This window comes from Rhodanobacter sp. Root561, assembly GCF_001427365.1.
Classification (GTDB): Bacteria; Pseudomonadota; Gammaproteobacteria; order Xanthomonadales; family Rhodanobacteraceae; genus Rhodanobacter.
On sequence record NZ_LMGH01000006.1, the window covers coordinates 1 to 8,246 of the forward strand.

General features: G+C 60.2%; 5 protein-coding genes and 1 pseudogene. 4 read left to right on the top strand and 2 right to left on the bottom strand.

The window, feature by feature from the left end:
- A partial coding sequence (locus tag ASD55_RS18340; RefSeq protein WP_235577740.1) for a DDE-type integrase/transposase/recombinase occupies positions 1 to 338 on the top strand: 338 nt, incomplete at its 5' end.
- 931 nt (positions 339 to 1,269) lie between these two features.
- Here ASD55_RS18340 and ASD55_RS06515 read toward each other — a convergent pair.
- Positions 1,270 to 2,286, bottom strand: coding sequence for an IS110 family transposase (locus ASD55_RS06515; protein WP_056764621.1), 1,017 nt, complete (start codon positions 2,284 to 2,286; stop codon positions 1,270 to 1,272).
- Between the two features lie 144 nt (positions 2,287 to 2,430).
- On the opposite strand from ASD55_RS06515, the gene ASD55_RS06520 reads away from it, so the two are divergent.
- Both ASD55_RS06520 and ASD55_RS18350 read left to right on the top strand, forming a co-directional pair.
- On the top strand, positions 2,431 to 2,901 hold the full coding sequence (locus ASD55_RS06520; protein WP_056764624.1) for a hypothetical protein: 471 nt from the start codon (positions 2,431 to 2,433) through the stop codon (positions 2,899 to 2,901).
- 964 nt (positions 2,902 to 3,865) lie between these two features.
- Complete coding sequence (locus ASD55_RS18350) at positions 3,866 to 4,270, top strand: hypothetical protein (RefSeq protein ID WP_157598862.1); 405 nt, start codon at positions 3,866 to 3,868, stop codon at positions 4,268 to 4,270.
- Positions 4,271 to 4,643: 373 nt separating this feature from the next.
- On the opposite strand, the pseudogene ASD55_RS06530 reads toward ASD55_RS18350, so the two are convergent.
- Positions 4,644 to 5,688, bottom strand: a pseudogene (locus ASD55_RS06530) (IS110 family transposase).
- A gap of 1,564 nt (positions 5,689 to 7,252) precedes the next feature.
- On the opposite strand from ASD55_RS06530, the gene ASD55_RS06540 reads away from it, so the two are divergent.
- Positions 7,253 to 7,792, top strand: coding sequence for a hypothetical protein (locus ASD55_RS06540; protein ID WP_157598864.1), 540 nt, complete (start codon positions 7,253 to 7,255; stop codon positions 7,790 to 7,792).
- Positions 7,793 to 8,246: the final 454 nt, after the last annotated feature.

Below are 8,246 nucleotides of genomic sequence, written 5' to 3' on the forward strand. Positions count from 1 at the left end.
TGCCCGGGCGTGGATCGTTTCTTCGCCAGTGTGGCAACCAGGTTCACGAGCTGATGGTGAATCGACCCGACCAGGTCTGGGTGACCGATGTCACGTACCTGAAAGTCGGGGAAACGTGGCGCTACCTCGCCACGGTCATGGACCGCTACTCACGGCGTTTGCTGGGCTGGTCGCTGGGAACGGATCGGACGGCGAGCCTGACGCGGCGGGCGCTGGCCGCGGCCATGCGTCAACGCAAGCCGCCCGCCGCACCTTGCTGCACAGCGATCGCGGCGTGGAGTTCCTGGCCGGGGAGTTCAGGCGAGCGCTGGCCAACGCCGGCCTGGTGCAGAGCGTGAACCGCCCGCAAGTCCATGAAATCGGACATGTATCACCGTCGCCACTTCACCACTGAAAGCTCGCTGCGAAAGGCGGTGCGCAGTTACATCGATTTCTACAACAACAAGCGCTTACACTCCGCCCTGGGTTATCGTTCTCCTGTCGAGTTCGAGGCCCAAGGCGGCTAACCCACCGGTGTCCACTTTTGCGTAGGAACACTCCGGCTTCGCCGCCGCTCAACTCGAGCGTTAGGCCGCAATGGCAACTCGCATAAAAGTACTGAGTTATCTCATGGCAGCTTGTGGCGCACTGCTGCTTACGGTGGCCATTGCCTCGCTCATTGCCATCTGGCCGTCGAGACTTTCTGACCCATACCACCCCGCGTACGTGGTTGTACCTGCCTGGTTGCCTCAGGCCTTCGTCCTTGTCTCAGCGCTTGTTGCTGGTGGCGTCATGCTCTCCTATCGCATTGCCAGTCGGCACGGCGCTCGTCTCTCCCGGGTTTCGTTGGTAGCCATAGTGCTTACAGTCGCCGCATGGGCTACGGTTGTTACCTCTTGGGCGGTCGCTGGCAGTTGGGTAGCGGCCTAACATCTCCTTAGGAGACTTCCCGTCAACCCCGGGTGCATGATGCTTTTGCCCTGAGCTTTCGGGCGACTGCTGGCGATCGTGTTGTGCTTTGTGTCGCGTGCTGCTTGTCAGTTCGATGCGGCGTCAAACGTTGCCAGACTGCATTTCCTTAGACGGTCTTGTTGAGCCGATGGTGCCGGCTCGGACCAGGGTATAAACCGCGCCCGGAGACCTCATTCGTTCAACGGTGTCGTCGGTGTTCGGGGATCGGCCGAGGCACGTTGGGACGTCCAGAATGTTAGTCAGGTTCTCTCCGGGTGGGTCTGCCCCGTTGTTACCGCGTTGCGCTGACGATGAATCGGGAATGAGGTGACGGGTTCCTCAAGCGAGCTGAGTGGGGCGATGCATCGGGTGGCGCTGGCTGGCGCACGGGTCGTAGTCCACGTCGTGGGCCAGCATCACCCACAGCTGGCGCGCATGCTTGTTGGCGATGGCGACCAACACCTTGCCGAACGACAATCGCGCGGCCAGGGATCGAATCCACCGTTGTTCGGGTGTGGCCTTTTCGGTGGCGACCGCCTTGGCCCGCTGCAGGCTGCTGCGCGCACCCTGGATCAGCAGCATGCGCAGATAACCATCACCGCGACAGCTGATCGCGCCCAGCCGCGTGTGTCCGCCGCTGGAGTGTTGGGTCGGCACCATGCCGAGCCAGGCGGCCAACTGCCGACCGTTGCGGAATTCCTGCGCCTTGCCGAGGCTGGCGATCAGGGCGTCTGCGGTGAGCGCGCCGACACCGACGATCGCACGCAGGCGCACGCACCGCTCATCATCCCGCGCGTGGGCGTCGATGCTGCGGATCAACTCCTTGAATTCCGCCGGCAACGCGGGGTGGGCATCCAGATCAGCCAGCACCCGACGCAACGCCTTGTCGCTCTTGCCCATCACGATGCCGAACTCGGCCAGCAGGCCACGCAGGCGGTTGCCGATCGCCAGACTCTCCGTCTTGTAGCCTTCGCGCACCCGATGCCACGGCAGCCGCGCCTGCTGGTCGATCGACTTGATCGGCACGAAGTGCATGTTGCCCTGGCGTGCGGCCGTGGCGATCGCCTCGGCATCGTTGCGGTCGTTCTTGCTGCGCTGACTCTTGCGAAACGGCTTGACCAGCTGGGCGGCCATCAGCCGCGGCTGCAGCCCGTGCTCCGCGCAGCGCGGTGCCCAGTGATGGGCACCGCTGCAGGCCTCCATGGCCACCACGGTGTTGGCCGGCTGTTGAGCCAGCCATGCCGAAAACGCATCACGCTTGAGATCCAGCCGCCGCACGAACCGGCCGGAGGCTTCCACCTCGCACACCGAAAACACGCTCTTCGCCAAGTCCACACCCAGGGTTATAGTGCTCATGGGGACTTCCTCTTCTGCTGACGGTTGTGTCGCAACACCATCATGGCCCTCGAGGCCGAAAGGGGAGGAAGTCTCTTTTTACTCGTTCAAGGCGGACGGCCGCGCCGCCGCTTAACTCCAGCATTAGCGCTCACAAGGAGAGTCGTGAAGTCCACGCGCCTATTTTTGCTGCTTCTGGTACTTGCGTTGCTGCTCGTAAGCGTGGGCGCGCAAGCCATCAAGCCGCCGATGCCGCGAACAAAAGCGCAGCTAGCTGGTGTCTGGGTGGGCCCAGACGCATGGGGCGCAGTGCTGCGCTTAGAGCTCAATAGTGCTGGGCAAGGGCGCCTCGTGGTCCGCGACCTTGATAGCAATTTGGCCATCTACCAAGTTGTGCTCACAAAAATCGACGTCAACGACCTCTCGTTTTCGGTTTCACCAGTCAGCAAAGGCGCTGCACGTATCGCTTTGTACGGCACCAACGACTCGAACGCCATCGATTTAGTACGCTACTTGAAGGACCACGGTGACGGCTATGGCGTTCGCGCGTTACTAATCCGCCAAAGCGGTCTACAGTCAGGCTTGCAAGATCTCAAAGGCGCCAGCTCTGAGCTTCCGGCACAGCCAGCGCGCTAACAAATCGTTCAAGGCGGACGGCTACGCCGCCGCTTAACTCCAGCGTTAGGCCGCTCATGAAGAATTCCGCGATCCTTKKCGCGCTCACATTCCTTATTGCGGGATGTACTGTACAGCCAGCCTCCGACTCAAGAGCGATGATCGGACATTTCAACTACATAGATACGTCCCAGCCAGGCTGCGGAGTATTAGCCACTGCATCAAAAGCTACCTTCATCGTTGATGGTTCTGGCCAAAGCGTAAAAATTGCCGTGCCCTGCCTTACGCTGCAATTCGTTAAGAACGCTGCGGGAGAGCAGACCCCAATNTACCTTCATCGTTGATGGTTCTGGCCAAAGCGTAAAAATTGCCGTGCCCTGCCTTACGCTGCAATTCGTTAAGAACGCTGCGGGAGAGCAGACCCCAATYAAGGTCGGTGACCGCTAYAGGATCGTCGTCTCACACCGCAAGCCAACGGCAGATATGAATTCCCCTTATATTCTCAGCAGAAGGCCTTGGTATCTTGCCAGCATTGAGTAGTGATTTTGGCGCGCGGCCTAACTGTTCGTCCAAGCGGACACGCGGATAGAGCCCGCGTGCCCCTTAACTCCAGCATTAGGCCTCAATTGGAATTCGATGCTCATCACTTTGACCCGAATGGACAAAGCTGGTACCCGAAGGATGCACCTCTTCGGCTTGCCTCTCTACGCTTTCACCTTATTTGTCTGCTTAGTAACTTCCAGCCGCGGAGCCATCTGGTTCTTTGGCATCGCCACCGTTGTCGGCCTGGTATACACATTTCTGTACTGTAAGCTTTATGTCCACTTTTTGATCCATTCCGAGCTGCCGCGTAGCCGATTCGTCGCCAGTATCCTTGGCGTTCAAGTTGTCATCGGCCTACTGTTGGCTGCGGTGGCCTAATAGTTCGTTCAAGGCGGACGGCTGCGCCGCCGCTCAATTCCAGCGTTAGGTGCGGCGGTAGCTCATGCGCAAACTGGCAGCAACAGCATTTGCACTACTAGCAGTGGCGGCTACGGCGAGCCAACCGCAGATCAACGAGAGTGCTATCGAGGTTTACTATCGCTCGTTTGACAAGACTTCTATCGTCAACCTGGATGCGGAAGCATTGATTGGCGCTCACGATCGCCATTTGTTCGTCAGCAAGCGTAGCCAAGTAAAGGCGCTACTCAGCGCGCTCGGGCAACCCTGCAACTCGGCCCCACCATGGCAAGCTCAAGATCTTCGCCTGCTCATTCTTGTTCGTGGCGCGCATCCTTGGCGCTGGGAGGCATCAAGCTTCGCGTACCGGGACGGCCGCACTGGTGCCACTTGCCTTCTTTCCTCATCACAGCAGTCCCATCTGCTGGCACTATTGGGTCTCGAAAGGTAGGGGCGTGTCGGCCGCACCTAACCACTCCGTAAGAGACTTCCCGTCAATCCTAGCCGCATGAGGCTTTTGCCCTGAGCTTTCGGGCCACTGCTAGTGAGGGTGTTGTTCGATGCTGCGTGCTGCGTGTCAGTGCTGCGCGGATCCAACGGGTGTCAGGCTGCATTTCCGTAATCGGTCTTGTTGAGTCGATGCCGCTGACTCGGACCTCTGTATAAACCGCACCCAAAGACCTCTTTCGTTCATCGGACTGTCCGGTGCGCGGGGATCGGCCGTTACGCCGTTTGGACGTCCATTTGGTTAGTCAGGTTCTCTCTGGGTCGGCCTGAACCGTTGTTTACCACTTCGCGCTGACGATGGAACGAAAACCCTGTGGCTACGCGGCGTTGGCTGTATGGCTTCCCTGGTGCATGGGATGGCTGAGGCAGGCGTGCGGATCGTAGTCCACCTCGTGCGCCAGCATCGCCCAGATTTGTCGTGCGTGTTTGTTGGCGATGGCCACGATCACCTTGCCGAACGTCCGGCGTGGCCTTCTCCGGCGCGCCGACCTTGGCCCGCTGCAGACTGCTGCGGGCCCCCTGGATCAGCAGCGTGCGCAGGTACGCATCGCCGCGGCAGCTGATCTCGCCCAGGTGCACATGCCCGCCGCTGGAATGTTGCGTGGGCACCAGACCCAGCCAAGCCGCCATCTGCCGGCCCTGCTTGAACTCGCGGGCGTTGCCCACCATCGCCACCGCCGCGTCGGCGGTGATCGGGCCGATGCCGGTGACGGCGCGCAACTGCACACACCGCTCGTCCTCGCGCGCGTGGGCCTCGATGCGTGCATCGCACGCGTCGAGGTGCAGGCACAACCGCTTCCAGTGCCCGGCCAGATCACGCAACAGCTCTCGGAGCTCGGCCGGCAACCCGGGCTGTCCATCGAGGTCCGCCCGCAGGCGGCACAGCGCCCGGTCACTCGGCGCCACGATCACCCCGAACTCGGCCAGCAGGCCCCGCAGCCGATTGCCGATCGCCAGCGACTCGGCCTTGTAGCCCTCGCGGACCCGATGCCAGGACAGGCGCACCTGCTGATCGATGTCCTTGACCGGCACGAAGCGCATGTTGCCCTGCCGCGCCGCCGTGGCGATCGCCTCGGCATCGGCGCGATCATTCTTGGTCCGACCGCCCTTGCGGAATGGCGTGACGAACTGGGCCGCCATGATCCGCGGCTACAGGCCGTACGCCTGGCACCGTCGTGCCCAGTGATGCGCCCCGCTGCACGCCTCCATCGCCACCACGGTCCCCGCCGGCCGCTGCGCCAGCTACACGGCAAACGCCTCACGCCTGAACTCCCGTCGTTCCAGCACGTGCCCGGCGCCATCCATCGCGCACACCGAAAACACGTTCTTCGCCAAGTCCACACCCAGGGTTATAGTGCTCATGGAGACTTCCTCTTCTGCTGACGGTTGTGTCGCAACACCATCATGGCCCTCGAGGCCGAAAGGGGAGGAAGCCTCTTTTTACTTATTCAAGCGGACGCGCGGACCGCGCGCCGCTCAACTCAGCGTTAGGCGTCATGAGCTCCGTACTTCGAATCATCGCCTTCATCTCGCTCGCAACTGCCCCGTGTCTAGCAGTTGCGCAATCGCAAGTGCACTTCTTGACCTTCCCAAAGTCCGACGTCGAGGCGCTAGGGCAGATCGACAGACTCAACGTCACGGTTAACTGCAGCTGGATTGCGTCGCTACAAGGCGTGCCGGAGCTTTACGACATCGAGATGGGATACGACATGCCAACGCAGAACATACTGGAGGCTCGGCCTCGACTCGGGGCTGCAGCGGTCTCGTTGACGGAATGGAGCGGCGTCATCGGAGTTCGAGTTCCGTCTGACGCCGATGCCAAATCGTGCTTCTCGGTTACTGTCACAGCCGAGGGTCGCGAAGGAGTCAGCCGCAGTTGGAAAGGCAAAGCCCTTGGCCTCCCGGAATGACGCCTAACCACTCATTCGAAGGGACGCGGCGGCCTGTCACCCAGTTTGCGATGGCAAACTGGGCGCCAATCCACCGCGCCCCTCAACTCGATCGTTAGGACTCAGATGACGCTTCTCAGCTTCTTTAAGAAAGAGCCTCCCGCTCTCCTGAAGGTCTTCGTGGATGGCGCTCCACTTTGCATAGTCACAAGTGACAGCCTGCCTTGCGAGCTGGCGCCAGCTGCGGCTGTTCGACCTGATTCCGAGGTTTTATTCCTCGCAGCCGATGGCACCGAGCACAGACACTCACTTGGCGGAGCCCAAGGCTGGGCCCACTTTTCTGTACGCGTGCACAGAAACCTGGCGTGCCAGTCAGACTGCGTCGTCACTAACTCGCCGCAGTTCGACGCAGACGCTTTCAGCCGAGGTGAGGCTCTTGGAGTCCGCTTTCAGCCCTTCTTTCTGCCTGGCGGCAACGTTACAAATTCGGAGCTTAGGGGTAAGGGTCTTTTCGCACGCGGCTTGCACTTTAATGGCAGGGTTACTCCCGGCAACATTCTTCTCTCGTGCGAGTGTGACTGCTGTCACCGTAGCTTTGTTATAAGGTCGTATCACGCCGGCTTTAGCAATTCTGGCTACTTCTATTCGGGGTCTGGCAAGTACACCCTCACCGTGTCTTCGTATGTGGCGGGAGCGCCGGCAGCCCTCGCTGAGCCGGAGCCTGCTGGGCTAGCCGCACTTGAGGCACGCCTGCCAGAGGCGCCAGACGGCTCACGCTTTGCTTACCTAAATCCATTCCGCTGTCCCTATTGCAGTGCCCCTTACATCGACTTCGCTGCTCATCCCGGGTCGCGGGTCAGCGAGTACTATGGCAACTACTTTGCTGGGTTCGAGTTGCTCCGGTATGAGCCAGCTGAGTCCTAACAACTCGCTCGAGGCGGACGGGACAGTTCCTACGTGGAGTAAGCTGCTCACGCGATCACACATCCCGGCCGCGCAGGCCGCTTGGCTTAGGCGTTATATCGCAAAGGATGGTCATGGCCGCGCCAACCAAGGAGCAACACCAAGCTGCGCAGCAGTTTGTTGACCAGGTCATTGCGGCGCTCAAAAACGATCGGGGCGTGCATGCCGAAACCACGATTGCGGCAACCGCTCGCATGGCCGGCACATTTCTCTTCCGTTCGTTCGCGTTTCCACTATCTTCAGCTGCTCCAGGGCAAGCCGTATTCTCCGATGCGGCAAACGAGCAAGGCCCGAAGCTTGTCCAAATTTTGGGCGGCGTACTGGCCTATCTTGGTGTCAACCTAGACCAGTCCAAACTCGGCGAAAAGCAAACCCCAGAACATCAGCCACACCTTGAGTTCCTTGTTACTCCAAGGCTGTTGGAACCATTGTTCTCTCGTACCAAGGATGCCCTTGGGCTCTCGTATGTTGCTGCAGCCGAGTCAGCGACCGTTGCTACCGCATTGCTTATCCAAAAGTGCGTTCCAGTGCTGGATCCGAATGTTGCGTTCGGCATTGCCGCCTATGGATTCGTCGAGGGTTCAAAAACAGCTCTAGACCCCGTGGTGCTCTAACAAGTTGCGGTATAACTGCTCGTTCAAGGCGGACGGCTCAGCCGCCGCTCAATTCCAGTGTTAGATGCCGCAATGGAATGCCTCGCAGCATGAAGAACATGGCTCACAGCAACGAAGTTCTCGCGCTCAAGAATGAGGCCGAGGGACCGATCCCGACGGCGTGGCGGGAAACGCTCAGTGCCATAGTTGAGGGCTTCGTCGCTGGTGACTACAGGCTGGAGAGAGGGGTGGCTAACGTCGCGCCGGTATCCGCCGAGACCGCTTCGCACATCCGTGAATATTTTCATGACTACGGCGCGACACTCGTGGCATTGCCAGACGCAACCTGGGGCCCTTCCGTCTGTATTTGGTACGGGCGACGTCCCCCCGCATTGAGTAGCAGGAAGGTTTAGAGTCCGGGGTCACTTTAACTGTTTCGCGTAGGCGGCAGGTGTCAAGCCGCCCAACGCTTTCT

Bases quoted from the DNA above. Each gene is read 5' to 3' on its own strand.
- ASD55_RS06515 (WP_056764621.1), bottom strand. From the start codon at position 2,286: ATGAGCACTATAACCCTGGGTGTGGACTTGGCGAAGAGCGTGTTTTCG.
- ASD55_RS18350 (WP_157598862.1), top strand. From the start codon at position 3,866: ATGCGCAAACTGGCAGCAACAGCATTTGCACTACTAGCAGTGGCGGCT.
- ASD55_RS06540 (WP_157598864.1), top strand. From the start codon at position 7,253: ATGGCCGCGCCAACCAAGGAGCAACACCAAGCTGCGCAGCAGTTTGTT.